Below are 1,933 nucleotides of genomic sequence, written 5' to 3'. Positions count from 1 at the left end.
ATTGCCCTGGGTGGCACGGATCGTTTCGGCCATGTCATCGCCGTAATAGAACGAGTGCGGCGCTATATAGGAGCACTGCACCGCCTTGGAGTTGATGGTTTTGATGATTTCGATGGCGGGATCCATGGTTTCGATCCAGTCTTCCGGGTGCGGCTCAACGCTGAGGGTCAGCCCCTCACGTTCCAGAATCGGCACCAGTACATCCATGGAACGCCAGAAGGCATTCTCGCAGGCTTCGGCGCTATGGCGCCCTTCACGATCAGCGGCGGAACGTTCGGGGGAGCCGCCGCGGCCGAACTCGGAAATCAGCAAGGGAGCATCCATCTCGACGGCGATTTCGATGGTGCGTTTCCAGTTGTCCATCGCCGTTTCCCACTCATCCTGGTAGGGGCTGGACCAGCGATACATGGGCTGCAGAGTCGCCAGGCCCACGCTGTGATCCTTCATCGCCTTCTTGAAAGCCTGGATGCGCTCTGGGTACACACGTGGACGTGTCCACCACTGCAGAAAATCTGCCCGCGGCGACAGTTCGATGTGCTCGTAACCCAGCTCTGCCGTAAGGCGGCAGATTTCGGGCAACGACAGGTGACGGTGCATGTAAGGATCAAGGGCGATTTTCATATTATTTTACCTATCAGCTTATGACCCGGCCTGATACCCGAACATCCTGCGCCTGGGTAACCTGCATCGCGCCAAACGGAACAAACATACCGACGACTATACTATTTAGAATAAATATTTCAATAACAGTGGAGTGAAATAATATACTTATTTGACCGATTGAAATGAACCTCTTTCATTTACTGACAGTTCTTGCCCGTGACAGATCACTTAAACTTAACAAAAATGCCATAAAATCTATTTATTTACGGACTAAAGGCTTTTTTGACATAGTCTTTCATTTATTTCATTATTGTCTTTCAAATTAAAATAAAACGGTCAAATAGCCATGTCCAATCGCATCACCATAGCCACAGTGGCCCGGGCTGCCGGCCTGAGTGTCTCTACTGTAGACCGTGTGCTTAACAAGCGGGCACCGGTCAAAAGCCAAACCCTCGAGCGCGTACTGCAAGCCGCCAGGGCCACGGGCTATGCCCTCGACACCGACAGGGCGCCCACCGAGACCCAGACCGCGGCGCCCTACCGGCTCGGCTTTCTGCTGCAAGGGGCGGAACAGCCCTTCTATAAAGAGCTGCAACAGGAACTTGAGCAGGCACTGTACAGCCGCAGCACACTGACACCGGGCAAGCTCGAGAGCCCAGTCTTTGCCTTTATCAACGACCCCAGCGCCAGCGTTATCGCCCGTCAGATCGACGACCTGGCAGGCCAGTGCGACGCCCTGGCACTGGCCTGCTACGAGCACCCCGGCATTATCCAGGCCATTGAAAACGCCGAAGCCCGCGGCGTGCCGGTAACCGCCCTGCTGTCGCCGCTGGGCACCGGGCCCAGACGCCCCTACATAGGTTTGGATAACCGCCGCGTCGGCCGCAGCGCCGGCTGGGCTGTCGCACAACTGGGCCAAAGCGACGGCAAGGTGGGCATCATGATCGGACATCACCGTTTTGTCGGCCACGAGCTGCGTGACATGGGTTTTCGTTCTTACTGCCGCGAGCAGGCGCCGCAACTCAGGGTGCTGGAACCCATGATCAGCCTGGATGATCCTGAAGTGGCCTATCGCAATACCCGCCAGCTAATGGAAGACCACAGCGACCTCTGTGCTCTCTATATAGCCGGCGGAGGCATGGAGGGCGTTATACGGGCTCTGCGCGACAACCCACCCGTACAACCCCTGTGCGTTATAGTGCAGGAACTCACCGCAGAATCACGCCAGGCCCTGATAGATGGTGTTGTTACTCTGGTGCTGGCGACCCCGCTGCGCCAGCTCGCCGGCGACACCCTCAGCCAGATGCTCGCGGCTCTAGAACACAGGGAC

The 1,933-nt window shown here is 56.8% G+C and carries 2 protein-coding genes; one reads left to right on the top strand and one right to left on the bottom strand.

All coding sequences use genetic code 11. From position 1 onward, the window contains the following. A partial coding sequence (locus MPRO_RS03235; protein ID WP_067286885.1) for a sugar phosphate isomerase/epimerase family protein occupies window positions 1–621 on the bottom strand: 621 nt, incomplete at its 3' end. A gap of 328 nt (window positions 622–949) precedes the next feature. Here MPRO_RS03235 and MPRO_RS03230 point away from each other — a divergent pair. Then, window positions 950–1,933 (top strand): LacI family DNA-binding transcriptional regulator (locus MPRO_RS03230; RefSeq protein ID WP_067286881.1); only part of this gene is annotated, 984 nt, incomplete at its 3' end.

The organism is Marinobacterium profundum, assembly GCF_001528745.1.
Taxonomy (GTDB): domain Bacteria; phylum Pseudomonadota; class Gammaproteobacteria; order Pseudomonadales; family Balneatricaceae; genus Marinobacterium_A; species Marinobacterium_A profundum.
This window is presented reverse-complemented; position numbering and strand designations above follow the sequence as displayed.